Origin of the sequence: uncultured Roseobacter sp., from assembly GCF_947491795.1 — a bacterium.
GTDB lineage: Bacteria > Pseudomonadota > Alphaproteobacteria > Rhodobacterales > Rhodobacteraceae > Roseobacter.
The window spans coordinates 1209603-1233122 of the sequence record NZ_CANLKW010000001.1; the positions used below are offsets into that span (position 1 = coordinate 1209603).

At 57.8% G+C, this 23520-nt stretch carries 23 protein-coding genes; 21 read left to right on the forward strand and 2 right to left on the reverse strand.

All coding sequences use genetic code 11. From position 1 onward, the window contains the following. Positions 1 to 26 precede the first annotated feature (26 nt). Positions 27 to 908 (reverse strand): cytochrome c oxidase subunit II, encoded by an 882-nt coding sequence (gene coxB / locus Q1A34_RS05845; RefSeq protein WP_300031942.1) that lies wholly within the window; start codon positions 906 to 908, stop codon positions 27 to 29. Positions 909 to 1099: 191 nt separating this feature from the next. On the opposite strand from coxB, the gene tldD reads away from it, so the two are divergent. The 7 genes from tldD (at position 1100) to Q1A34_RS05880 (ending at position 9491) form a co-directional block, all read left to right on the forward strand. After that, positions 1100 to 2521, forward strand: coding sequence for a metalloprotease TldD (tldD, locus tag Q1A34_RS05850; RefSeq protein WP_300031944.1), 1422 nt, complete (start codon positions 1100 to 1102; stop codon positions 2519 to 2521). A 115-nt stretch (positions 2522 to 2636) separates the two neighbouring features. Next, positions 2637 to 3803 carry a DNA-processing protein DprA gene (dprA, locus tag Q1A34_RS05855; RefSeq protein WP_300031946.1) on the forward strand — a complete coding sequence of 389 codons (1167 nt, stop codon included), beginning with the start codon at positions 2637 to 2639 and terminating at the stop codon, positions 3801 to 3803. A gap of 273 nt (positions 3804 to 4076) precedes the next feature. Beyond that, positions 4077 to 6659 (forward strand): type I DNA topoisomerase, encoded by a 2583-nt coding sequence (gene topA, locus Q1A34_RS05860; protein WP_300031948.1) that lies wholly within the window; start codon positions 4077 to 4079, stop codon positions 6657 to 6659. A gap of 158 nt (positions 6660 to 6817) precedes the next feature. Then, positions 6818 to 7513 (forward strand): CoA transferase subunit A, encoded by a 696-nt coding sequence (locus tag Q1A34_RS05865; RefSeq protein ID WP_300031950.1) that lies wholly within the window; start codon positions 6818 to 6820, stop codon positions 7511 to 7513. Positions 7514 to 7527: 14 nt separating this feature from the next. Continuing rightward, on the forward strand, positions 7528 to 8574 hold the full coding sequence (locus tag Q1A34_RS05870; RefSeq protein ID WP_300031952.1) for a PAS domain-containing protein: 1047 nt from the start codon (positions 7528 to 7530) through the stop codon (positions 8572 to 8574). A gap of 7 nt (positions 8575 to 8581) precedes the next feature. Then, entirely contained in the window at positions 8582 to 9208 is a 627-nt protein-coding gene (locus Q1A34_RS05875) for a 3-oxoacid CoA-transferase subunit B (protein WP_300031954.1), read from the forward strand. Continuing rightward, positions 9201 to 9491: a GNAT family N-acetyltransferase gene (locus Q1A34_RS05880; protein ID WP_300031956.1), complete on the forward strand. Its 291-nt coding sequence runs from the start codon at positions 9201 to 9203 to the stop codon at positions 9489 to 9491. The genes Q1A34_RS05875 and Q1A34_RS05880 overlap by 8 nt, the downstream gene beginning before the upstream one ends. Before the next feature lie 24 nt (positions 9492 to 9515). Here the strand turns inward: Q1A34_RS05880 and Q1A34_RS05885 are convergent, their stop codons facing one another. Next, the gene (locus Q1A34_RS05885; protein WP_300031958.1) at positions 9516 to 10325 is read right to left on the reverse strand and encodes a lytic transglycosylase domain-containing protein; all 810 of its coding nucleotides are present in this window, start codon (positions 10323 to 10325) and stop codon (positions 9516 to 9518) included. Between the two features lie 358 nt (positions 10326 to 10683). Between Q1A34_RS05885 and Q1A34_RS05890 the strand changes: the two genes are divergently transcribed. From Q1A34_RS05890 to Q1A34_RS05955, 14 genes are all read left to right on the forward strand, one after another. Then, positions 10684 to 10947 (forward strand): hypothetical protein, encoded by a 264-nt coding sequence (locus Q1A34_RS05890; RefSeq protein ID WP_300032369.1) that lies wholly within the window; start codon positions 10684 to 10686, stop codon positions 10945 to 10947. Positions 10948 to 11085: 138 nt separating this feature from the next. After that, the gene (locus Q1A34_RS05895; protein ID WP_300031960.1) at positions 11086 to 11265 is read left to right on the forward strand and encodes a hypothetical protein; all 180 of its coding nucleotides are present in this window, start codon (positions 11086 to 11088) and stop codon (positions 11263 to 11265) included. 240 nt (positions 11266 to 11505) lie between these two features. Further along, the gene (gene cpaB, locus Q1A34_RS05900) at positions 11506 to 12357 is read left to right on the forward strand and encodes a Flp pilus assembly protein CpaB (RefSeq protein WP_300031962.1); all 852 of its coding nucleotides are present in this window, start codon (positions 11506 to 11508) and stop codon (positions 12355 to 12357) included. A gap of 194 nt (positions 12358 to 12551) precedes the next feature. After that, positions 12552 to 13985, forward strand: a complete 1434-nt coding sequence (locus Q1A34_RS05905) for a type II and III secretion system protein family protein (RefSeq protein ID WP_300031964.1) — start codon at positions 12552 to 12554, stop codon at positions 13983 to 13985. Between the two features lie 4 nt (positions 13986 to 13989). Then, positions 13990 to 14340 (forward strand): hypothetical protein, encoded by a 351-nt coding sequence (locus Q1A34_RS05910; protein WP_300031966.1) that lies wholly within the window; start codon positions 13990 to 13992, stop codon positions 14338 to 14340. Positions 14341 to 14653: 313 nt separating this feature from the next. Then, the gene (locus Q1A34_RS05915; protein ID WP_300031968.1) at positions 14654 to 15886 is read left to right on the forward strand and encodes an AAA family ATPase; all 1233 of its coding nucleotides are present in this window, start codon (positions 14654 to 14656) and stop codon (positions 15884 to 15886) included. 20 nt (positions 15887 to 15906) lie between these two features. Beyond that, on the forward strand, positions 15907 to 17358 hold the full coding sequence (locus Q1A34_RS05920) for a CpaF family protein (protein WP_300031970.1): 1452 nt from the start codon (positions 15907 to 15909) through the stop codon (positions 17356 to 17358). Between the two features lie 12 nt (positions 17359 to 17370). Continuing rightward, positions 17371 to 18333 (forward strand): type II secretion system F family protein, encoded by a 963-nt coding sequence (locus Q1A34_RS05925; protein ID WP_300031972.1) that lies wholly within the window; start codon positions 17371 to 17373, stop codon positions 18331 to 18333. 12 nt (positions 18334 to 18345) lie between these two features. After that, the gene (locus Q1A34_RS05930; protein ID WP_300031974.1) at positions 18346 to 19329 is read left to right on the forward strand and encodes a type II secretion system F family protein; all 984 of its coding nucleotides are present in this window, start codon (positions 18346 to 18348) and stop codon (positions 19327 to 19329) included. Beyond that, a complete protein-coding gene (locus tag Q1A34_RS05935) occupies positions 19329 to 19916 on the forward strand; it encodes a tetratricopeptide repeat protein (RefSeq protein ID WP_300031976.1) in 588 nt (195 codons plus the stop codon). Before Q1A34_RS05930 ends, Q1A34_RS05935 begins: the two co-directional genes overlap by 1 nt. Before the next feature lie 30 nt (positions 19917 to 19946). After that, on the forward strand, positions 19947 to 20807 hold the full coding sequence (locus Q1A34_RS05940) for a tetratricopeptide repeat protein (protein ID WP_300031978.1): 861 nt from the start codon (positions 19947 to 19949) through the stop codon (positions 20805 to 20807). A gap of 5 nt (positions 20808 to 20812) precedes the next feature. Beyond that, positions 20813 to 21310 (forward strand): prepilin peptidase, encoded by a 498-nt coding sequence (locus Q1A34_RS05945; RefSeq protein WP_300031980.1) that lies wholly within the window; start codon positions 20813 to 20815, stop codon positions 21308 to 21310. Positions 21311 to 21391: 81 nt separating this feature from the next. Then, positions 21392 to 22699, forward strand: a complete 1308-nt coding sequence (locus tag Q1A34_RS05950) for an ATPase (protein ID WP_300031982.1) — start codon at positions 21392 to 21394, stop codon at positions 22697 to 22699. Beyond that, on the forward strand, positions 22696 to 23481 hold the full coding sequence (locus tag Q1A34_RS05955; RefSeq protein ID WP_300031983.1) for an NAD(P)-binding domain-containing protein: 786 nt from the start codon (positions 22696 to 22698) through the stop codon (positions 23479 to 23481). Before Q1A34_RS05950 ends, Q1A34_RS05955 begins: the two co-directional genes overlap by 4 nt. The last annotated feature ends 39 nt before the right edge of the window (positions 23482 to 23520 follow it).

Sequence of the window (23520 nt, forward strand, 5' to 3'; positions counted from 1 at the left end):
GCAGCGCGCGGGGCTGCCCCATCGCATTACCTGGATGCCAGGACCCGTGGTTGCGGGATGCCGGCGTATTCCTCACGCGCTTCTGCCAGCCAGGCGGCATAGGCCTCCTCGGAGACGACTTTCACGGTGATTGGCATATAAGCGTGGTTCAGGCCGCAAAGCTCCGAGCACTGACCGAAATAGATGCCTTCCTGCTCCGCCTTGAACCACAGCTCTGCGAGGCGCCCGGGAACAGCATCCTGCTTCACGCCAAAGGCAGGGATGGTCCAGGAGTGAATTACGTCACCCGCAGTCACCTGCATTACAACGGTTTTGTTGACGGGCACCACTACGGATGTGTCGGTTGCCAGCAGGAATTCCTCTTCCGAATAGCCCGCCTCTTCCAGCATCGCGATGGTTTCGGGTGATTTGGAGTTATCGCCCCCGGTTGCGGGCGAGCCGATCATGTAGGACGAGAATTCAAACCCTTCATCCACATATTCGTAATCCCAGTACCACTGATACCCTGTCACCTTGATGGTCAGGTCGGCCTCGGGGATTTCCTGCTGCTTGAACAGAATCGGCAGCGAGAACGCACCGATAAACACCAGAATGACGATCGGCACGACTGTCCAGGCCACCTCTACAGGTGTGTGATGCGTGAATTTCGCAGGTTCAGGGTTCTTTTTCGCGTTGTAGCGGATGGCCACCGAGGCGATCAGGCCAGTCACGAAGAGGGTGATCAGCGTGATGATAACCAAGATCATCCAGTCAAGCGTGTGAATATCGCGCGCAAGCTCTGTTACTGCGGGCTGGAAGCCGGTCTCTCCGTCTACCGGACGGCCGATAATCTCAAGATTATCCTGCGCCTGCGCGGCAGTGGCTGCAAACCCGGCAACAAGGCCGGTCAAACTTAGGAGGTTTTTCATTTTTCGTCCTGATCTTTGGCTGATCGCTGGATCATTGTTGCGCATTGTCGGGAGGATCAGACGCCGTGGCCATTCCTCCCGTTGTTTTCGTCGCCCTTACAATCATATTCTTTAGCTGAGATAAAGTGTCATGCTTGCGTCAAACAGACGCTGACCCAAGATTTATGCCGCCAGCGCAGAGGATTCACCTGATGACCGATACCCCGTTTTCCCCATTCGAGGACTCTGTGGACCGCCACGCGGCACTTGCCGTTCTGCGCGAAGCCACCGCGGGCGCAGATGACGGGGAATTGTTTCTGGAACGCCGCCGGTCGGAATCACTGGTTTTTGACGATGGGCGACTGAAAAACGCCAACTACGATGCGGGCCAGGGCTTTGGCCTTCGGGCCGTGCGCGGAGAAGTGGCCGGATACGCCCATTCCACAGAAATCACCGAAGCTGCGCTCAGGCGTGCATCCGAAACCGCGCGTCTGGCCGTTGGCGATGGTGGTGGCACCTGGGCTGACGCACCCAATCCCACAAACAGGCGGCTTTACACGGACGCAGACCCGATTGCCGGAGCCGCCTTTCCGGTCAAGGTCGAGACGCTGCGCGAGATCGACAGCTTTGTGCGGGAACTTGATCCGCGCGTCGTCCAGGTGTCTGCAAACATCGCCGCCAGCATTCAGGAGATCGAAATTCTGCGCCCCGACGGGCAGTCTTTGCGCGACGTGCGCCCGATGACGCGGGTCAATGTCTCGGTCATCGTCGAACAGAACGGCCGTCGCGAATCCGGATCAGCAGGCGGTGGTGGACGGGTCGGGCTGGACGGGTTGCTTGATCCTGCAGACTGGCAGGCCAAAGCCCGCGAAGCGCTGCGCGTGGCGGTGGTCAATCTGGACGCGGTTCCGGCGCCTGCCGGTGTCATGGATGTTGTCCTTGGTCCGGGTTGGCCCGGCATTCTGTTGCATGAGGCGATAGGGCACGGGCTGGAAGGTGACTTTAACCGCAAAGGCTCCTCTGCGTTTGCGGGCCTGATGGGGCAGCAGATCGCAAGCAAGGGGGTCACGGTGCTGGATGATGGCACCATTCCGGACCGGCGGGGATCAATCACCATCGACGATGAAGGCACACCGTCCGCACGCAACACGCTGATCGAGGACGGCGTTCTGGTCGGGTACATGCAGGACCGCCAGAATGCGCGCCTTATGGGCGTTCCGGCCACCGGCAACGGACGTCGCGAGAGCTATGCGCATGCCCCCATGCCGCGGATGACCAACACCTATATGCTGGGCGGAAACAGCGACCCGCAGGATATCGTGAGCGACCTCAAAGACGGGATATACGCCGTGGGCTTCGGCGGCGGGCAGGTTGATATCACCAACGGCAAATTCGTTTTCTCCTGCACAGAGGCTTATCGCGTGCAGGACGGTAAAGTAGGAGCGCCCGTAAAAGGCGCCACACTGATCGGTGACGGGGCTACTGCACTGAAACACATCCGGGGCATTGGCAACGACATGGCGCTGGATCCTGGGATGGGTAATTGCGGCAAAGCAGGCCAGTGGGTTCCAGTCGGCGTGGGCCAGCCAACCCTGATGATCGGAGGGCTTACGGTTGGTGGATCGGCCTCCTGAACAGAGGCCTGTCGGCGGTACTTCCCCATAAATAGCGAGGACGTGGCACCCTCAATATTCATACGTTGTTAACCAACTCAGTTTAATTCTGATTCTGCAACGGACGGAGCTGAGGATGACTGACAAGGACTTGTTTCCTTCTTCCATTCACCCCCCACTCCCACCCACCTCGGAAGATGAACAGTTTTCCCGGCTCCGTCTTTTGCGCTCCCGCCGGGTTGGCGTAACGACGTATAAACGACTGCTGACTGAACACGGCACTGCGCAGAACGCGCTGGCCGCGCTGCCTGAGGTAGCGCGTGCCGCCGGCGTTCATGAGTACGAAGTCTGTCCAGAGGCTGTTATCCAATCAGAACTGAATGCCGCACGAAAAGCCGGCGCGCGCCTGGTGATGCTGGGCACACCCTCTTACCCTGACACGCTTGCCCAGATCGAAGACGCACCGCCCTTCCTCTGGATCATCGGCGAAGCAGAACTGCTGCACAGTCCGATGATCTCGCTTGTGGGCGCGCGCAACGCATCCTCGCTTGGCGTTCGTATGGCAACCGCACTGGCACGCGAGCTCGGACAGGCTGGCAATACAGTGGTTTCCGGTCTTGCCCGGGGCATTGATACTGCTGCACATCGTGCCGCATTGGAAACCGGTACGATTGCCGTTCTCGCCGGCGGCGTCGACGTCATATACCCCTCCGAAAACAAGACGCTCGCCGGCGATATTGCCGGCGAGGGATTGCTGATCTCCGAACAGCCCATGGGTCTGCGGCCCATCGCCCGCCATTTCCCCAGCCGCAACCGCATCATCTCCGGCCTCAGCCGGGCGACCATCGTGGTCGAGGCGGCCGCCAAATCCGGCAGCCTCATTACAGCGCGCGACGCGCTGGACCAGGGACGGGATGTGCTTGCCGTGCCCGGAAACCCTTTTGATGCGCGCGCGGCGGGCTGCAATCAACTGATACGGGATGGCGCCGTGCTCGTGCGCTCTGCCGCTGACGTAATCGAAGCCATGTCGCCGATCGCACCGCCGCCCTCGCGCAACCGATCCCAAAAACCCACCCCCAGAAAAAAAGTGACCGAAATACAGAAACCTGATACACCGCTGCTCCGGGTTGCAGCGCTGCACCAGCAGATTCTGGACCGGCTCAGCCCCTCTCCCATTGCCGAGGACCAGCTGATCCGGGACCTTGCTGTGGGCACACATGATGCCGCCCCGGTGCTGCTGGAGCTTGAGCTTGAAGGACGCATTGCGCGGCAGTCCGGCGGCTTGCTGGTGCGGACCAAATGAAAGTTTCGGACGCGGATCTCGCCTGGATCTCGCGGGTGTAGCTACTCATTGTACAGGTCGTTTTTTCCGATGCGCTTGCTGGAAAACAAAATTCCAATTCAATATCAGAATGTTAAGGAGTGCCTTCTCAATCGGCAGCATACAGGCCCGGCGGCAGAAAACAGCGCCCCAGTCCTGCAGGTCTAAATATCACCGATTGACATAATTTACTTGCACACCACCTCTGGGGTGGCCATAGAACCATGAAATTTTCGCTCAGAGGTACTCCGTTACATGCCGGTTGTCGTCGTCGAATCCCCAGCAAAAGCCAAGACCATCAACACCTATCTGGGGGATAACTACACTGTTCTGGCCTCTTACGGGCACGTGCGCGACCTGCCTCCCAAAGACGGTTCTGTCGACCCGGACCAGGAGTTCGAGATGCTCTGGGAAGTGGGCTCCGACAGCAAAAAACACGTCAAGGCTATCGCGGATGCGCTCAAGGACGACAACGCTCTGATTCTCGCGACGGACCCCGACAGAGAAGGCGAAGCGATCAGCTGGCACCTTCAGGAGGCCCTGACCAAGCGCAAGTCGATTAAAAAAGACACGCCTGTAAGCCGGGTTGTGTTCAATGCCATCACAAAATCTGCTGTCACCGAAGCGATGCAGAACCCGCGCCAGGTCGATATGCCACTTGTCGAGGCATATCTGGCGCGGCGCGCACTGGACTATCTCGTTGGGTTCAATCTGAGCCCGGTGTTGTGGCGCAAGCTGCCGGGCGCTAAATCTGCCGGGCGCGTCCAATCCGTAACACTGCGCCTGATTGTCGAGCGTGAAATGGAGATTGAGGCGTTCCGCGCCCGGGAATACTGGTCGGTCAGGGCGATGCTTGCGACCCCCCGCGGTCAGGAATTCGAGGCCCGGCTGACCGTTCTGGCCGGCAAAAAGCTCGACCGCTTCGACATCACCAATGAAACGCAGGCCGAAATGGCGGTACAGGCCATCACCAGCCGCGATCTGACGGTAAAGTCGGTCGAGGCAAAGCCAGCTAACCGCAACCCGGCCGCACCCTTTATGACCTCGACGCTGCAGCAGGAAGCAAGCCGCAAATTCGGGATGGGCGCGCGCCAGACGATGAGTACCGCACAGCGCCTTTATGAGGCAGGCTACATCACCTACATGCGTACCGATGGTATCGACATGGCGCCCGAGGCCGTAACAGCGGCGCGTGAGGCCATCAAAACCCTCTACGGCGGCGAATACGTGCCCTCCACCCCGCGCATTTACAAAAACAAAGCCAAAAATGCCCAGGAGGCCCATGAATGCGTGCGGCCCACCGACATGATGGTCAAAGCCGACGATCTGAAAACATCCGACGCGGATCAGCGCAAGCTCTACGATCTGATCTGGAAGCGCACGCTGGCCTGCCAGATGGAAGCCGCCAGAATGGAACGCACGACAGTTGACGTCGGCAGTGACGACGGACAGGTCGTGATGCGTGCCACCGGCCAGGTCGTGCTCTTTGACGGTTTTCTGCGTGTCTACGAAGAAGGCCGCGATGACGTGGTAGACGAGGATGACAAGCGTCTTCCCCAGATCGACCAGGGCGATCCGATGGACAAACGGTCCGTTACGCCCGAGCAGCATTTCACCCAGCCGCCCCCCCGCTATACCGAGGCCACGCTGGTAAAACGTATGGAAGAGCTGGGCATCGGCAGGCCGTCCACCTATGCCAGCATTGTCACGACAATTCAGGATCGCGAATACGTTCGCAAAGACAAAAACCGTCTGATCCCGGAGGACAAAGGAAGGCTGGTTACCGCCTTTCTGGAGAATTATTTCCGCAAGTACGTCGGCTATGATTTTACTGCCGATCTGGAGGACCAGCTCGACAATGTCAGCGCGGGGGACGCCGACTACAAAGAAGTACTGCGGCGTTTCTGGCGCGATTTCTCGGCCGCGATCGCCGAGACATCCGATCTGCGGATTACCGAAGTTCTGGAAAAGATCAACGAGGTGCTGGAACCGCACCTTTTCCCAGCCAACGAGGACGGCACCGATCCACGCCTTTGCCCCAACTGCGGGGCGGGACGTCTGTCAATGCGGACAGCCCGTTCGGGCGGTGCCTTTATCGGCTGCTCCAACTATCCTGAATGCCGTTATACGCGCGCTTTCGGCCCGCCCGGCGAAGAGGACGACAGCGGTATCCCGCCCGAGGGCAAGCTTCTGGGTGAGGACGCGGATGACAAGATCTATGCCTTTAAGGGCCGGTTCGGGCCCTACGTCCAGCGCGGCGAAGTGACGGATGACAACAAGAAACCCCCACGGCAATCGATCCCCAAAGACTGGCCGCCCGAGAATGTCGATCTCGAACAGGCGCTGAAACTTTTGTCTCTGCCCCGCGAGATCGGGCTGCACCCCGAAGACAGCGTCCCGGTATGGGCGAATATCGGCCGGTATGGCCCCTATCTCAAACACGCGGCCTCCACGTCGGAACGCGGCGGCACCAATGCGAACCTGGAAAGCATTGACGAGGTCTGGACCGTCGGCATGAACCGCGCCGTTCAGCTGCTGGCTGAGAAAGTTGCCAGCCGTGGTGGCCGTGGTGCAGCAGCGAAAATCCTGCGCGAGCTGGGTGAACATCCCGACCATGGCGGCGTCGTAGCCATCATGGAAGGTAAGTACGGACCCTACGTGAAATGGGAAAAGGTCAACGCAACCCTGCCAAAGGAAACGGAACCGGACGGCGTCACGATGGAATTTGCTCTTGAGCTGATCGAAGCGAAAGCCGCCAAGAAGGGCAAGGGTCGCAACAAAGCCGCGCCAAAGAAAAAGACCGCCGCGAAAAAGACCGCCGCCAAAAAGGCTGGCTGATCCCACCATACGAGTCGGCCACAGGGAGCGCAGGGGAAAGTCCTTTGCGCCGCCCCTCAACCTGCGGTATACTCGGTGAACGTCCTGTCAGATATAATTGACAGCGGACAAACATCACTGCACAAATCGGGCCAGCCACCCGAGTTTAAGGAAGCAAGATGAAGAAAGTATACGGATCAGCGTCAGAGGCGCTGGATGGGGTATTGCATGATGGCATGACCATTGCAGCGGGCGGTTTCGGGCTCTGCGGCATTCCGGAACTGCTGCTTTCGGCGATACGCGATGCGGGCACCAAAGACCTGACTTTTGCATCAAACAACGCAGGCGTTGATGACTTTGGCATCGGGATATTGCTGCAGACGCGTCAGGTCAAAAAAATGATCAGCTCATATGTGGGCGAGAACGCGGAATTCATGCGCCAGTATCTGTCGGGCGAACTGGAACTTGAGTTCAACCCGCAGGGCACTCTGGCAGAGCGTATGCGCGCCGCAGGATGTGGCATCCCGGGTTTTTACACCAAAACCGGCGTTGGCACCGTGATCGCCGAGGGCAAAGAGCACAAGGATTTCGACGGTGAGACCTATATCCTTGAGCGTGGCATCTTTGCGGACCTGAGCATCGTGAAAGCGTGGAAAGCGGATGCAACCGGTAACCTCGTGTTCCGAAAGACAGCCCGCAATTTCAACCCGCCCGCGGCGATGTGTGGCAAGGTCTGCGTTGCAGAAGTTGAAGAGATTGTCCCGACTGGGTCGCTGGATCCGGACAGTATCCACCTGCCCGGTATCTACGTGCACCGCCTGATCCAGGGCGAACATGAAAAGCGCATTGAACAGCGCACGACGCGGGCGGCCTGAGGCTGGCAAGAGTTATGGCAGACACAATTCAAAGATCAGAAAGCGCAGACACTTCGCTGCCGTTTGATGACAGCGGATTCGACGGGTTCAGCCGGGCTCAGGTGTCAATTGTCATCACCAACCCGCATCTCAAGGACAACCCCATTGTCTATGTGAACCAGGCCTTCACACGGGTCTCGGGCTATGCGCGCAGCGCCATTATTGGTCGCAACTGCCGGTTTCTGCAGGGCGAAGACACGGACAAGACTTCGGTCGATTTGCTGCGCGCCGGGATCGAGGCCGAAGAAACCGTTGCCGTTGATATCGTGAACTACCGTGCCAATGGCGCGCCGTTTATCAATCGTCTGGTCGTCTCGCCGATCAGCGACACTGAGGGCAACACACAGTACTTCATGGGTATCCAGAAAGAGTTGCGCAAAGGCGAGCGCAGCCCGGATGCGGATGCGATCAACGAACAACTGATGGAAGTGCAGAACCGGGTGCAGTCCGACCTGTCCATGATCATCAGCATGATCCGGCAGCAGTCCGGCGCGACCTCTGTTCCGGATGACTTTGCCGCTTTGAGCCGGCGGATCGAAACGCTGCAACTTCTCTATGAAGAAATGAAGCTGGCGGACACGCAGTCTAACCGGGGCTCGATTCAGATGGGGAGCTTTGTCTCGCGCCTGGCCTGTGCGATCTCTCATACGATGGGCCGGTCAGGCGTGCGCATGAACATTCAGATCGAACCCGCAGAAGTGCCGATCGAAGTTGCAACCCGCGTGGGTCTGGTGGTTTCGGAACTGCTGACCAATGCCTTCCAGCACGCCTTTGACCGGCTGGACATGGGACTGGTCGAAATCAGAATGTCGCAGCTGAGTGCAGGCGGTCTGCGGGTGATTATCTCTGACGACGGCATCGGGATCCCCAAAGAAATGCAGTGGCCGTCTGATACAACAGTTGGCGGTCGTATCATCAACGGCCTGATTGAAGGGCTGGAGGGAACGCTCCAGCTCGGGCGCGGTGCCGCCGGCAGTTTCGTGACAATAGACGTGCCGGCAGGCGCTTCACTTACAGAATAGGACTACAATGCCCTGGGATCGCAATCAGATGGCGGCACGTGCCGCCAAAGAACTTGAAGACGGCTGGTATGTAAACCTGGGTATCGGCATCCCGACCCTGGTCAGCAACTACATCCCTGAAGGCATCGAAGTGACGCTTCAGTCGGAAAACGGTATGCTGGGCATGGGCCCTTTCCCGATCGAAGGCACCGAGGACCCGGACCTGATCAATGCGGGCAAGCAGACGATCACCGAATTGCCCCAGACAGCCTATTTTGATTCCGCCCAGAGCTTTGGCATGATCCGTGGTGGCAAAATCGCCATGGCCATCCTGGGCGCCATGGAAGTGGCCGAGAACGGAGATCTCGCGAACTGGATGATCCCTGGCAAGCTGGTCAAAGGCATGGGCGGGGCGATGGATCTTGTTGCTGGTGTGGGTCGCGTGGTTGTTGTGATGGACCACACGAACAAACACGGTGACAGCAAGGTTCTGCGCGAATGCACCCTGCCCCTGACCGGCAAAGGCGTTGTGGACCGGATTATTACAAATCTGGGTGTGCTCGATGTTGTCGAGGGCGGGCTGTCGATTGTTGAGACGGCCGACGGCGTAACAGAGGAAGAACTGCGCGCCGCCACACAGGCCACGATTGTCTGAATTCGACATCACGCGGGAAACCGAAGGCAGCAAGGGCCGCTATGTTCTTGTCTCTGACGGGCATGAAGCCGATCTGACTTACTCTGTACTGTCCGCGCAAACCGTCATTGCCGATCACACCGGGGTTCCCGTTGCCCTGCGTGGAACGGGCGCTGGTCTGGCCCTGGTGAAACAGCTCGTTGCTGATGCGCGTGCGGAAGGGTTCAGAATCGTACCGCTGTGTCCCTTTGTAAACGCGCAACGGCGCAGGCATCCGGAATGGAGCGACGTATTTAACGTGTAATGCAGGTCTGCGCGCGATCGACCGTCAGTTGAGCCCCGCAAAGACGCAGCCATCGGACACCAGCTCGGGCGGCGTCAGGCACAGCCCGCGCGCGACCTGAAAAGCCGCAAGCACTTTGGGCACGTAGTTGCGGGTTTCTTCATAGGGTGGCACGCCCGCATGCCTGCGCACTGCCCCCTCGCCCGCATTGTATCCGGCCAGGACAAGGATCGGATCACCTCCGAATTCTGACATCAGCCAGTCCAGATACTTCACACCGCCCGAAATATTCTGCGACGGCACCGACCGGTCCCGCACACCAAACCGCTCTGCTGTTGCTGGCATAAGCTGCATGAGGCCCTGAGCGCCCGCATGACTGACCGCATCCGTTTTTCCTGAAGACTCCACCGAGATCAGAGCAAGTACAAGCGCTGGCGATACCTGCGTGCCCACCGTCGATTTGAGAATGTCGATGCCGTTACTGCGCGCAATGGCCTGCAGGTGCTGTAACCGCGGTTGCGGAATACCACCCGTGCCCTCGATAACGTTCATTGCCTGTTCCAGACGCCCCGGACCTGCGGCGAATATCTCTGGCGATACTCTGTCCCAGAACCATCCATAGGCACCGACAGAGGCTGCGCTGGCTTCCGGAGCATCACCCGCCGGTGTCGGAAATGGTGGCGGCGCAAAGAACTGCTCGGCAGGATCAATCTGTACCGTAATGCGTTTGGCACCCACTTTTGGTACACCGACCCTCTTTGCTTCAAACTCAGGAAAAGGTGCTGGCCCCTCGGCCGCGACCGGCACAGCCGCCAGAAACACCGCGGTACACCCGCAGATCATCAGATTTTTCATATATACCGCCCGGCGATTGTTTTACCGCATTATTGCGCAGCACTCTCGCAGAGAACCGGCGGTCAAACCAGTGAATCCTTGCCGGTATCACGGCGATTCTGCCACATTCAGGGGGTTTTGGAACCACTTCTTACGATACCTGAAAATAAAAAATGTTGTTTATGAACGGCTTAAAGATTTTCAGGCCGTTTTTTCCCGACCCACTGCAAAAGTCACATTTGCGGTCAAATTCATGCCCCAATCCCCCGGCTATATAGCTGCATACCAAGTCGGACAGACCACATGAGAGAGAACGGTCACGAGGACGGCGCGGTTTAAACAGTAAAATCTCAATGATCCTTTGGAGGGACATGCCATGATGAAATTTATCAAAAACTTCCGCAAAGACGAAGACGGTGCCGTAACAGTTGACTGGGTTGTTCTGACAGCCGCGGTTGTTGGTCTGGCGGTTGCCGCATACCAGTCCATCGAAGACGGCGCGACACGCCTTACAGACAACACCGGCGCGTTCCTTGACACGCAGGACCCCAACCAGGATGCGCCTGCTGCAGGTGGTACGACTGGCACAACCGGCACAACAGGAACAACCGGCACAACAGGAACAACCGGCACCACCGACTAAACTGGTGGTACCTGATCCTATCAGGGTCTGACCTGAGCATAAGGTTTACGGTCTGACCTGCGATATCGGGGCCGCGTTCTGCAAGCAGAAGGCGGCCCTTTTTTACCCGACCAATCATTAATCAGAAAGCGTCATCCAATGTTCAGAGCATTGAAAAAATTCAAGAAAGACGAGGCCGGGGCTGTAACTGTTGACTGGGTTGTTCTGACGGCGGCGGTTGTGGGCCTTTCCACTCTGCTTGTTGTCGAACTGAGAGGCGGGTCTTCGAACCTGACCGAACAAACTGAGGGATATCTCTCTGACTACGAGCCCGGCTGAGCCGGAGCACATCAGCGGAGTTTCCAAAGCGGCACAGCGATGTGCCGCTTTTATTGTTTTTGGGCATAAGCCCCGCCAGGAAAGGCTTAACCATAGGATCGGATTGTTGCTGGATTGGATAAAACGCCCCTCTTGAGACATGCGCTGATCCTGAAATTGCCACAATCCACAGCCAGAAACAGCTTAGGAATCTTCTGTCCTGCCAGTCGGTGAGGCACATGGGAATTACGAGGTAACACAATGCGAATGATTTTCGGTTTAGTGCTTCTTGCCGGCGTTGGGCTTGCGGGCGGAGCTGTATATATGGCGAAAGGCTATATCGGTCAGTATCAGGCCGAACTGGCCGCCGCCAAAGACAAGCAACGGCAGATCGTGCCGACCAAACTGGTCTATGTGGCTAAGAACCCGTTGAAATACGGAGATGTTCTGGAAAAGTCCGACGTACGCAGCGTACGCTGGCCAACCAGTGCAATTCCCAAAGGCACCTTCACTGATATCGACGTACTGTTTCCAGAGGACGTCGAGGAACCACGTCTGATCATTCGCGCCATGGAGCCCGGCGAAGCGCTGATGGCGGTCAAGATCACAGAGCCTGGCGAGGACATCGGCCTGACCACACGGCTGGAGAAAGGTACACGTGCCTTTGCCATCCGCGTTGATGTGGCCAGCGGCGTGTCAGGCTTCCTGCGCCCAGGCGACAAAGTTGACGTTTACTGGACAGGATCTGTTGATCAGGGTGGCGGACGCGAAGAAATCACGCGTCTGATTGAAACCAAAGTCCGCCTGATCGCGGTTGACCAGATTGATGATGAGTTGCGCGGCGGTGCACGTATCGCGCGCACAGTGACGGTTCAGGCCACGCCTGAGCAGGTCGCGGCCCTTGCGCAGGCGCAATCAACCGGAAATCTCTCGCTGTCGCTGGTCGGTGCGGGCGATGACACAGAGGTTGCTGAAATTGAGGTTGATCAGGTCTCCCTGCTCGGTCTGACGGTTGCGGCTCCCAAAGTTGCAGCACCTCAGGCCAAGGTCTGCTCCATCCGAACCCGTCGCGGCGCTGAAGTGGTTTCCATCCAGATCCCCTGCACAAACTAAAGCAAATCCAATAGCTTAAACGGGCATCGCGCTTTCGCACGGTGCCCGTTTTTTATTGGCGTGTTGTAAATTACCCACATAAAGAGACCTGTAGAACCCATTGATTATTGAAAAAAAATCAAAATGCGGGCACAGTTATCCCACGCGGGCGAAAAAGACCCGGAACTGAGGCGTGATCATAAAGGGCAGGTCACATGAAAATTTATGAAATAGTGAAAGCGGCCCTTCTCGGGCTGACGATCAGCGCGAGTCCAATGGCCTTGATTGCGCCAACTGCGGCCAGCGCTGAAACACTCCGCGTGGTTGCTAAGGAAACGAACTCGACGCTGAACGTGTCGATGAACCGCGCAGTCGTTGTCGAAAGTGAAATCCCCTTTGCCGAGCTCAGCATCGCCAATCCCGGCATTGCAGATATCTCGTCTCTGTCGGATCGCAGCATCTACGTGCTGGGTAAATCACCTGGCATGACAACACTGACCCTGCTCGATGCAGCTGGTCAGCTGATCACAAATGTCGAGGTCCGGGTCGCGCCGGACATCACGGAATTCAAAGAACGGCTTCAGCAGATCCTTCCGGGTGAACGCATCGAAGTCCGCACGGCCAACGACGGCATCGTACTGTCCGGGACGGTCTCCAGTGCGCAAAAGCTTTCGCGCGCCATCGAACTGGCCGCACGCTATGCGCCTGACCGCGTGTCAAACCTGATGTCGGTCGGCGGTGTTCAGCAGGTCATGCTGAAAGTCCGCTTTGCCGAAATGAACCGCAGCGTTTCCAAATCACTCAGCGCTTCTCTGGCCGTCAACAACGGCGGAAGTAATGCGAGCCAGGCTGCGACCGGTGCCGGGCTTCTGGCCGGTGGCGTCGCGGGCATAACAGGCGGCCTGGTTCCAACAGGTGGCGACAGCCAGGGCGCCGTCACCTTCGGCTTTAACCTTGGCTCAACACAGGTTGGCCTGCTTCTGGAAGCACTTGAGCGCAAAGGCGCGGTACGGTTTCTTGCCGAGCCTAACCTGGTCGCTCTTTCCGGTCAGGAAGCGAACTTCCTAGCTGGCGGTGAATATCCGGTGCCCGTGGCACAGGACAGCGACACAATAAGCGTTGACTTCAAACCCTTCGGTATTGAGCTGAACTTTGTGCCGCGCGTTGTTGACGGTGACCTGATCAACCTGCAGCTTTCCGCAGCTGTTTCCTCGCTCGACACTGCCAACGGTGTTTCGCTGGGTGGCGGGATCGAGATCGATGCCTTTACCCGCCGCGAAACGGCCACAACGGTTGAAATGCGCGACGGCGAGAGCTTTGCAATCGCGGGTCTGCTTCAGGATGACTTTACGGATGCGAACAGCCAGGTACCATGGCTCGGTGATGTGCCTGTTCTCGGAGCACTTTTCCGGTCTTCGGAATACCAGCGCAGCCAGACCGAACTGGTCATCATCATAACCGCACATCTCGTAACCCCGACCCGCGGAGAGGCCCTGGCCCTGCCAACGGACCGCATCCGCCCACCCAGCGAACGGGATCTGTTTCTGAACGGTAATGTTGTTCAGAACGCTAACGCACCGACAAGAGGCGCTGCAGGCGAAATCGCCAGACAGGACTTCAGCGGTTCCTACGGCTACGTGATGGAGTGATCAGATGAAACTGAACTTTTCAACAACACGCACCATCTTCCTGGGTCTGAGCCTGACAGCGCTCGCGGCCTGCTCGGACGCACCGGCGGGCAGCGAACTGAATGGCGGCGTTTTTGGAAACGCCACCCTGCACAACCAGCTGGCACAGACATGTAAAGGCTCGGGCTATGGCAAGTACGGCCGTGTTGCTGCGGATCCGATTGTCGTGCTTGACCCGGCAAGCACGGCGTCCAGCCCGGTCTACCGTGTGCACTGCTCGGGTCAGCTTGACGGCAAATACGCCCTCGTCACCTACAGCGAGTACCTGGAAAGTGCGACGCAAAAAGCAACGACCGAAGACGCTGTGGCACAATAACAAGACGCCACGCGATACCTCGAACCAGGGCGGAACTCTCGGAGTTTCGCCCTTTTTCTATGTGGAAACGATCACCGTTTCTGCCCTGGCGCAGCCGTAACCAAACCCAATTCTGACAGGACATTGTATCCCAATACCCAACAATTGGGCCGATTAAGCCCTAATCTCGCCCAGATTGGCTGCGACTTTACATCCAGTGGGACACGTATGCCCGGCGAAACCGCCGGGTGGGGCTGTCGCAGATACACTGGAGCGGGCTTTTCTTTTCCGTTCTTTTCTCTGACTGCCCCTGAACGAAAAGGACGACCAGGCAATGAGCAGCACAATGCCACAACCCGACACATCACTGATCGTGGCCTGCACGGTCAGCCGGGATGTACAGAACTTCGATCTGCTGATCGAGGACATGGAACAGGCCCTTGGTGAAAACTGGGGAGATCTGGGATTTGCAGAGGCACTGGCATTTTTTGGTCAGCCCGAAGCACAGGCACTTGAGTTCATTGCCCTTGCCATGGACGAAACGGACGAGGATGATCTTGCGCTGATGGGTGAAATCATCACCCAGGCCAAAGCCCAGAAAATAAAGGTGATTCTGATCGCAGAGGATGTGACCCCCGCGTCGCTCCATTCTCTTCTGCGTCAGGGAGCGGATGAGTTTGTCCCCTACCCGCTCCCCGAAAATGAACTGGCAGAAGCCATCGAACGCGTCCGCGCTGCGGACGAGCTTGCCGCCGCGAGCGCCGCAACAGCTTTGCAGGCCGACAGTCACAAGGAAGGCGCCGTGATCGTCGTACACGGACTTGCGGGCGGCACAGGGGCCACAACTCTTGGCGTAAATCTCGCCTGGGAACTGGCGACGGCACAGAAAGAGGGCGGCCCGAGCGTTTGTCTGCTGGATCTTGATCTGCAGTACGGCGCTGTTGCGACCTTTCTCGATCTGCCGCGCCGCGAGGTTGTCTATGACATGCTTTCAGATACCGAAGGCATGGATGACGAGATTTTCGGCCAGTCGCTGCTGACGTTTGAGGACAAACTACAGGTTCTGACCGCGCCGACGGACATGCTGCCGCTTGATCTGATGTCATCGGAGGACGTGAACCGCATTCTGACAATGGCCCGACGCCACTTTGACTATGTGGTGATCGACATGCCCTCGACGCTTGTTCAATGGACCGAGGCCGTTCTGAACGCCGCACATATCTATTTTGCGACCGTTGAAATGGACATGCGCTCGGCTCAGAACACGTTGCGGTTCAAGCGCGCGCTTCAATCCGAAGAGCTTCCTATTGAAAAGCTGCGGTATGTGATGAACCGCGCGCCCAAGTTCACTGACCTTTCTGGGAAAAGCCGGGTCAAACGTATGGCTGAGTCTCTGGGCATCTCCATCGATCTGTTGATGCCCGATGGCGGAAAACCGATCGCGCAGGGAGCAGATCACGGTCTGCCACTGGCTGTCTCTGCCCCCAAAAACCCACTGCGCAAGGAAATTTCGAAACTGGCCATCTCAATTCTTGAACTGGGATCAACCGATGTCCAGGCAGCCTGATCCTTTGAAGGAATACGTGCATGTTTTCTAAGTATAAAAAGCCGTCTGCCGCGACAGCTGCACCTGCAGCCAGACCAGACGACAAGGTAACCAGTATCGCACCCGCAGCACAGCCCGCTGCGGCACAGCCAACCGTAACCCGCAAAGCGCCTCAGGCAGCACCGGCCCAGGTGGCACCGGCGGACAAAGAGCGCAAACGCAAAGAACGCATGGGAGAGATCAAGCTTGATCTGCACCGCGTTCTTCTTGAAAATCTGAACCTGTCGGCACTGGAACATGCCAGCGAACAGGATCTGCGCCAGGAAATCAGTGCTATTGCCAGTGAATTCCTGGAAGAACGCAGCATCGTTCTGAACCGCGAAGACCGTCAGACGCTGACGTCAGAACTCTATGACGAGGTGACAGGTCTCGGCCCTCTGGAAACGCTTCTTCAGGATGAAACAGTCAACGACATTCTGGTCAACGGCCCGCAACAGATATTTGTCGAGCGCGAAGGCAAACTCGAACTCACGGACGTAACATTTAAAGACGAACGTCACCTGTTGCGCATCATCGACAAGATCGTGTCTGCCGTGGGCCGCCGCGTCGACGAATCCAATCCTTACGTCGACGCCCGTCTCAAAGATGGCTCACGTTTCAACGCGATGGTGCCACCTGTCGCGGTTGACGGATCACTGGTATCGATCCGGAAGTTCAAAAAAGACAAGCTGGGCATTGATGATCTTGTGAATTTCGGTGCCTTCACCGAAGAAATGGCCGCGTACCTGCAGGCGGCCGTGGCCACGCGGCTGAACATTATTGTCTCCGGCGGTACCGGTTCCGGTAAAACAACAACGCTGAATGCGCTCAGCTCTTTTATCGACAACGCCGAGCGGATCCTGACAATCGAGGATACAGCGGAACTTCAGCTTCAGCAGACACATGTGGGCCGGATGGAAAGCCGCCCGCCAAACGTTGAGGGCAAAGGCGAGGTCTCTCCCCGCGACTGTCTGAAAAACGCCCTGCGGATGCGGCCTGACCGCATCATCGTGGGTGAGACGCGTGGTGAGGAAGTCATCGATATGCTTCAGGCCATGAACACCGGCCACGACGGTTCGATGACCACAATTCACGCGAACTCTGCCCGCGATGGCGTCTCCCGTCTGGAGAACATGATCGCGATGGCCGGGATTGAAATGCCGCTGAAAGCGGTGCGTTCGCAGATCTCATCTGCTGTGAACCTCATTGTGCAGGCCTCGCGCCTGCAGGACGGTTCACGTCGCATGACCTCGATCACAGAAGTGACGGGCATGGAAGGCGAGGTGATCTCTATGCAGGAGATCTTCCGCTATCAGCGTGTGGGCCTCACACCTGAGAACAAAATCATTGGCCATTTCACCGCCACGGGTGTGCGTTCTGCTTATGCCGAACGCTTCCGCATGTGGGGCTATGATCTGCCGCCGACCATCTATGAACCTGTCGCTGCCGAATAAGGATCAGGAAAAATGTCTGCAGAACCAATTATTTATGGATTGATCTTTATTGGCGTTCTTGTGATCGTCGAAGGTCTGTACCTTGTCACCTTTGGGAAATCGATCTCGCTCAACAGTCGCGTAAACCGCCGTCTGGAAATGCTGGACAAGGGTGCCGGCCGCGAGGAAGTGCTCGAGAAACTGCGCAAAGAGATGCAGCAGCATATGAAGAGCCGGACCATTCCACTCTACTCCATGCTGGGCGAAAAGGCGCAGAAAGCTGCGATTGCTTTCACCCCTCAACAGCTGATTGTCATCATGGCCGGGCTGGCCGGCGTCGCCTTTCTGGGTCTGACTGTCGGCACGGCGACCTCCCTGCCCGTCCGGGTCGTCATGGCCATCGGCATCGGAGTCGGAGCCGTCTATTTCTGGGTTTCCAGCAAGGCCAACAAGCGCCTTGCGATGATTGAGGAGCAGTTGCCGGATGCGGTTGAACTGATGGTGCGCTCGCTGCGTGTCGGACATCCGTTTTCCTCGGCCATCCAGATCGTCGCGCGCGAAGTTCAGGACCCGCTGGCCTCCGAGTTCGGCATGATCGCCGATGAGGCGGCTTATGGCCGCGACGTAGGCGATGCGCTCAAGGAAATGGCTGAACGGCTGGACATGCAGGATCTGCGCTTTCTCGCTGTTGCGGTGACTATCCAGCAGACGTCCGGTGGTAACCTGGCGGAAATTCTTGCAGGTCTGGCCAAGGTGATCCGCGCGCGCTTCCGTCTGTTCCGCCGCGTCAAAGCCATTACGGCCGAGGCGAAGTGGTCCGGCAAATTTCTGTCCGCTTTTCCGATCGTTGCGCTGATTGTGATCAACGTGACCGATCCGCATTACTATGACGAAGTCCGGGATCATGCGATGTTCATTCCGGCGTGTTTCTTTGTGGGGATTTTCCTCGCCCTCAACCTGCTGGTCATGCGCGTGCTGACCGACATCAAGGTGTAAGGAGCCGGTACGATGGAGATTTTTGCAAACCTCAACGAGACAATCGTGAACATCCTTGGGCCACTTGGCCCGATGATCCTGCTCGGCACCGTCGGTCTGATCATGGTGGTTGTGACCGTCGCAATGATGCTGTCGCAACCCGAAGACCCGATGGAGAAGCTCAAGCGCTCTGTCCAGAACCCCAATGCGGAGAAGACGCCCGAAAAGCGTCTGCGCCAGGGGGAACGCAACGAACAGCTTCAGAAGTTCGCATCTTTCCTTGAACCCAAGGACGTCGCGGAGCTGAGCAAGAAACAGTTGCAGCTGCGACAGGCGGGGTATCAGAGCAAGGACGCAGTCCGGTTTTTCCATTTTGCACAGTTTGCGCTGGGTATCCTGGGCCTGATCCTCGCGTTTGTGTACCTCAACCTGCTGGGTGGCGGCGAAGGTTTCAGCACCCAGAAGATGATGATCTATACGATAATTCCCGGCGCTATCGGGTACTACATCCCAACCTATTGGGTCACCCGGCGTGTCGAGATTCGCAAAGAGGAAATCACACGCGGTTTCCCCGACAGCCTGGATATGATGCTTGTCTGCGTCGAAGCCGGTCAGTCGCTTGACCAGTGTATTGTTCGGGTGGCACGTGAACTGCATGCCTCATACCCCGCACTGGCGCAGGAATTCGACGTGGTTGCCTACGAAATGAAGGCAGGTAAAGACAAAACCACCGTTCTGAACGACATGGGTGAACGCTGCGGCGTGCAGGACGTCTCCTCATTTGTGACTGTTCTCATTCAGTCGGCGACATTCGGCACGTCGATTGCCGAGGCCCTGCGGGTCTATGCCGGGGAAATGCGCGATAAACGTGTGATGCGCGCAGAGGAAGCCGCAAACAAGTTGCCAACCAAGATGACGCTCGCCACAATGATGCTGACCGTTCCGCCACTGCTGATCATTCTGGTCGGTCCGTCGGTGCATGGTATCACGCAACTGGGGAATATGGGCGTCAACTGATGTTTCAACGGTTCCGGCGGGCTGTTCTGCCCGCCGCCATTGTCACCGCAAGTCTCGGTCTTGCCGCCTGTACTCCGGGCGGCTTTTCCACACCCGACGATCCGGTTTTCGCACCCGGCGTCGATTACAGCGCCGATGCTGTTGACGGCGTTGAGGTGGGTCACCGTTTGCTGGCCGCCGGTGAATACGAACTCGCCATCAGATCCTTTAACCGCGCTGCACTGGATCGCGGCGAAATCGATACCGAAATCCTGTCTGGCCTCGGCACTGCAAACCTTGGACTTGGCCGCCTGTCACAGGCGGAAACGCTGCTGCGCCGCGCAGCAGGTCGCGATGATGCGCAACCCTCCGACCTCAACAACCTGGGTGTGGTCCTGATGGAGGCGGGAAAAGGCGCCGAGGCGGAACAGTTTTTCCGCAGGGCCTTTGCGCTGGACAATGGCGAAAGTGCCGCAATCCGGGACAATCTGCGCTTAGCACTCGCAAATTCCGAAAATTCTGCTACAAATTATCCACAGGCAAACAACAATGACTACGCATTGGTGCGGCGGGGCAGAAGCGAATTCACGATCCGACCGGCACCGTGACTGAGGCAAGAGCAGAAAAAGGACGCAAAAATGCGCCGACCCCTATCTTTGACCGCCGTTCTGGCGGGAACCGTTGCCATGGCAGCATGTGCACCCAGCGGTGACGAAACAGTTGAACGGGCCTTCCAGGACGTCAACGTTATCGACGAAACTGACCTCTCAGACGTTATGCTCACCGTGGCCGACCCGAACGAGGCCGTGGCGTATTTTTCCCGTACACTCAAGGAAAGCCCGGACCGCATCGATATCCGCCGGGGTCTTGCTGTGTCTTATGTCCGGGCAAAACGGTACACTGAGGCAGCGGCTGCATGGGAACTGGTCACCGATCACCCCGACAGCCTGCCCGAAGACAGTGTCAGCCGCGCAGATACTCTGATCCGGTCCGGGGACTGGGCAACGGCCGAGACGGTTCTCGATACAATCCCGCCAACTCATGAAACATTCGGCCGCTACCGGCTTGAAGCGATGGTCGCTGACAGCAACAAGGAATGGGACCGTGCGGACAGCTTTTATGAAATTGCGACCGGCCTGACGACGACCCCGGCCAACGTTATGAATAACTGGGGGTATTCCAAACTGACGCGCGGGGATTTCCGCGGCGCAGAGCGCCTTTTTGGTGAAGCGATCCGCCAGGATGATACGCTCTTCACGGCTAAAAACAATCTGGTGCTCGCACGCGGTGCGCGGGGCGACTATTCTCTGCCTGTCATTCCGATGACGCAGATTGAACGCGCACAGCTCCTGCACACGATGGGTCTGTCTGCCATCAAACGCGGCGATGTTTCCACCGGCAAAGGACTGCTGCGCGACGCCATTGAAACGCACCCGCAGTATTTTGAGCCCGCCGTCCGTGCCCTCGAGGCACTCGACAACAAGACTGCTTCCGGCTGATCCTTATGGCTTTGTCGTCCTTTGCAGCGCTGTGGTTTTTACCATTTGTCCTGCCGCTGTGTCTTTATGTGGCCTGGACAGATCTGGCGCGCATGAAGATTACCAATAAGGCGGTGCTGGTTCTGACCGGCGTCTTCGTGGTCATGGGGCCGTTTCTGCTGGCCGACATGCAACTTTATCTTTGGCAGCTGGCACAGCTGGCCATCATGCTGGTGCTTGGAATTGTGCTGAACGCAGGAGGCGCAATGGGTGCCGGCGACGCGAAATTCATCGCGGCATCAGCACCTTACGTCGCCCTGGGTGATCTGCGCCTCGTGCTGGCGCTTTTTGCCGCGATGCTGCTTGCGGCCTGGTGTACTCATCGTCTGGCCCGTGCAACGCCCCTGCGCAGACTGGCGCCACACTGGGAAAGCTGGGAGACCGGCAAACGGTTTCCGATGGGGCTGGCTCTTGGCCCCACGCTTGCCCTTTATCTGATCCTTGCTGCTCTCAATGGCGCCTGAATTAAGCCATTTTTTCCCTTTACCGACGAGACTGTGCGCGGGCCTCGGCCCGGCTCCAGTCTATTGCAAGGGAAACCGCCCATGAACATGCAGACCGCCAACGTGATGTCTCCGCCGCCGCCCAGAACGCTGGATGACATGCGTCTGCCCCTCGTGATGATGCGCGATATCGTGCTTAAAACCATGTTCCGCAAGAACGTGGACATGGTCAGCGATCTGAGCAAAGCCATCTGTCTGCCGATATCGGTTACACAGGAACTGGTCGATATGGCCAGAACGCAGCGTCTGCTCGAGGCCACCGGCACCCTGAACGCCAACAATGGCAACGAGATGGGGTATCAGCTGACAGACCAGGGCAAGGCCCGTGCCCTCGACGCTCTGGCGCAATCCGAATATTTCGGCGCCATGCCTGTGCCCCTGGACGTGTACCGCGAACAGGTCAAACGCCAGTCGGTCCGCAATCTGCAGGTGACGCGCGACCAGCTGACGGGTGCAATGGGCCATCTGGTACTGCCCGACAGCCTGCTTGGCCATCTGGGCCCGGCGGTTTCAGCGGGACGTTCCATTCTGATGTATGGCCCCCCGGGCAACGGCAAATCCTCTATCTCCAACGGTATTCGCGATGCGTTGGGGGATAAGGTTTTTGTGCCGCGTGCGATTGAATACGCCGGTCAGGTAATCACGGTTTATGACCCTATCGTGCATTCCGCCGCCGAAGAGGTTGAAGACAACCCGAATTCACTGCGCCGGTCGACCCCGTTTGACCAGCGCTACGTAAAGTGTGAACGCCCGACTGTGATCACCGGTGGCGAGCTGTCTCTCGACATGCTTGATCTGGTCTACAATCCGACCGCCCGCACCTATCAGGCGCCACTGCAGCTGAAATCCACGGGCGGTATCTTTATTGTGGACGACCTTGGCCGCCAGAAAGAACCCCCGCAAAGCATCGTGAACCGCTGGATTGTTCCCCTGGAAGAAAGCAAGGATATTCTGGCCCTTCAATCGGGCGAAAAGTTCGAGGTCCCCTTTGACACACTGGTGATTTTTTCGACCAACTTTCACCCAAATGAAATCTTTGACCAAGCCGCCCTGCGCCGGATTTTCTTCAAGATCAAAATCGACGGACCAAACCAGGAAAACTTCCTCAAGATTTTTGCCATGGTCGCCAAGAAGCGGAAAATGCCGCTGGATGAGGCAACACTCGTTCACCTGCTCAAGGTTCGTTACCCGGAAATCGACAATGTCTACGCGAACTACCAGCCGATCTTCCTGATCGATCAGATGATATCCATCTGCGAGTTTGAAGGGATCCCCTATCAGATGTCACCTGAACTGATTGACCGGGCCTGGGCCAACATGTTCGTCAGGGACGAGCATATCGTGAAATGATTGGCCTCGCCGGATGTGGCAGAATGGGCGCTCCGATGCTCGCCGCCCTGCGTTCCGCAGGATTTGAAGCCCGCGGATTTGACGTCCGGCAGACGGATGATCCGCATATCACAACCGACCCCCAGGCTTTCGCAGAGGGGCTGACAACCCTGATCACGGTGGTTCGCGACATCGCACAGACGCACGAAGTCCTCTTCGGCGCACAGGGTTTTGCCGCGATACCCGGCCTGAAGCACATTCTTATCTGCTCCACCCTCAGCCCCGTCTACGTGACGGGCTTGCGCGATCTGGTCCCGGAGGGCGTCACACTGACAGATGCGCCCATGTCAGGCGCTCAGATCGCCGCCCGGGAAGCCCGGCTGACCTTCATGCTGGGCGGCACCGAGGATGACATCGCACCGGTGCGTCCATTGCTGCAGGCCATGGGCACGACGCTGCATCCTATGGGCGAATTCGGCGCGGGTATGCAGGCCAAGGTCCTCAACAACCTGCTCGCGGCCTCCTCCACGGCCATGACGCGCCTGGTGCTCGACTGGGCGCAGGCGTCCGGGCTTGACGACAAAAAGCTTCTCAATCTGATCCACAGCTCATCCGGTCAGAACTGGTTTGCCAGCGGCGGGGAGGACATCGAGTTTTTCAACGACGGCATGGATCCGGAAAACACCATCGGCATCCTGATCAAGGACATCGACAGCGCTCTTGATGCCGCACCACCAGGCGCAGATACCTCCCTGCCCCGATCGGTCAGGGATGCTATCAGGTCCCTGAAACCCCGCGGCTGACTTCTTCTGGCAGAAAATATCCCGGGGGTTTGGGGGCTG

Excerpts from the sequence above, each read along its gene's own strand:
- topA (WP_300031948.1), top strand. The coding sequence starts at position 4,077 with ATGCCGGTTGTCGTCGTCGAATCCCCAGCAAAAGCCAAGACCATCAAC.
- Q1A34_RS05925 (WP_300031972.1), top strand. The coding sequence starts at position 17,371 with ATGTCTGCAGAACCAATTATTTATGGATTGATCTTTATTGGCGTTCTT.
- Q1A34_RS05910 (WP_300031966.1), top strand. The coding sequence starts at position 13,990 with ATGAAACTGAACTTTTCAACAACACGCACCATCTTCCTGGGTCTGAGC.
- Q1A34_RS05930 (WP_300031974.1), top strand. The coding sequence starts at position 18,346 with ATGGAGATTTTTGCAAACCTCAACGAGACAATCGTGAACATCCTTGGG.
- Q1A34_RS05885 (WP_300031958.1), bottom strand. The coding sequence starts at position 10,325 with ATGAAAAATCTGATGATCTGCGGGTGTACCGCGGTGTTTCTGGCGGCT.
- Q1A34_RS05905 (WP_300031964.1), top strand. The coding sequence starts at position 12,552 with ATGAAAATTTATGAAATAGTGAAAGCGGCCCTTCTCGGGCTGACGATC.
- dprA (WP_300031946.1), top strand. The coding sequence starts at position 2,637 with ATGACTGACAAGGACTTGTTTCCTTCTTCCATTCACCCCCCACTCCCA.
- Q1A34_RS05945 (WP_300031980.1), top strand. The coding sequence starts at position 20,813 with ATGGCTTTGTCGTCCTTTGCAGCGCTGTGGTTTTTACCATTTGTCCTG.
- tldD (WP_300031944.1), top strand. The coding sequence starts at position 1,100 with ATGACCGATACCCCGTTTTCCCCATTCGAGGACTCTGTGGACCGCCAC.
- Q1A34_RS05955 (WP_300031983.1), top strand. The coding sequence starts at position 22,696 with ATGATTGGCCTCGCCGGATGTGGCAGAATGGGCGCTCCGATGCTCGCC.
- Q1A34_RS05875 (WP_300031954.1), top strand. The coding sequence starts at position 8,582 with ATGCCCTGGGATCGCAATCAGATGGCGGCACGTGCCGCCAAAGAACTT.
- Q1A34_RS05915 (WP_300031968.1), top strand. The coding sequence starts at position 14,654 with ATGAGCAGCACAATGCCACAACCCGACACATCACTGATCGTGGCCTGC.
- coxB (WP_300031942.1), bottom strand. The coding sequence starts at position 908 with ATGAAAAACCTCCTAAGTTTGACCGGCCTTGTTGCCGGGTTTGCAGCC.
- Q1A34_RS05865 (WP_300031950.1), top strand. The coding sequence starts at position 6,818 with ATGAAGAAAGTATACGGATCAGCGTCAGAGGCGCTGGATGGGGTATTG.
- Q1A34_RS05870 (WP_300031952.1), top strand. The coding sequence starts at position 7,528 with ATGGCAGACACAATTCAAAGATCAGAAAGCGCAGACACTTCGCTGCCG.
- Q1A34_RS05940 (WP_300031978.1), top strand. The coding sequence starts at position 19,947 with ATGCGCCGACCCCTATCTTTGACCGCCGTTCTGGCGGGAACCGTTGCC.
- Q1A34_RS05920 (WP_300031970.1), top strand. The coding sequence starts at position 15,907 with ATGTTTTCTAAGTATAAAAAGCCGTCTGCCGCGACAGCTGCACCTGCA.
- Q1A34_RS05890 (WP_300032369.1), top strand. The coding sequence starts at position 10,684 with ATGAAATTTATCAAAAACTTCCGCAAAGACGAAGACGGTGCCGTAACA.
- Q1A34_RS05895 (WP_300031960.1), top strand. The coding sequence starts at position 11,086 with ATGTTCAGAGCATTGAAAAAATTCAAGAAAGACGAGGCCGGGGCTGTA.
- cpaB (WP_300031962.1), top strand. The coding sequence starts at position 11,506 with ATGCGAATGATTTTCGGTTTAGTGCTTCTTGCCGGCGTTGGGCTTGCG.
- Q1A34_RS05935 (WP_300031976.1), top strand. The coding sequence starts at position 19,329 with ATGTTTCAACGGTTCCGGCGGGCTGTTCTGCCCGCCGCCATTGTCACC.
- Q1A34_RS05950 (WP_300031982.1), top strand. The coding sequence starts at position 21,392 with ATGAACATGCAGACCGCCAACGTGATGTCTCCGCCGCCGCCCAGAACG.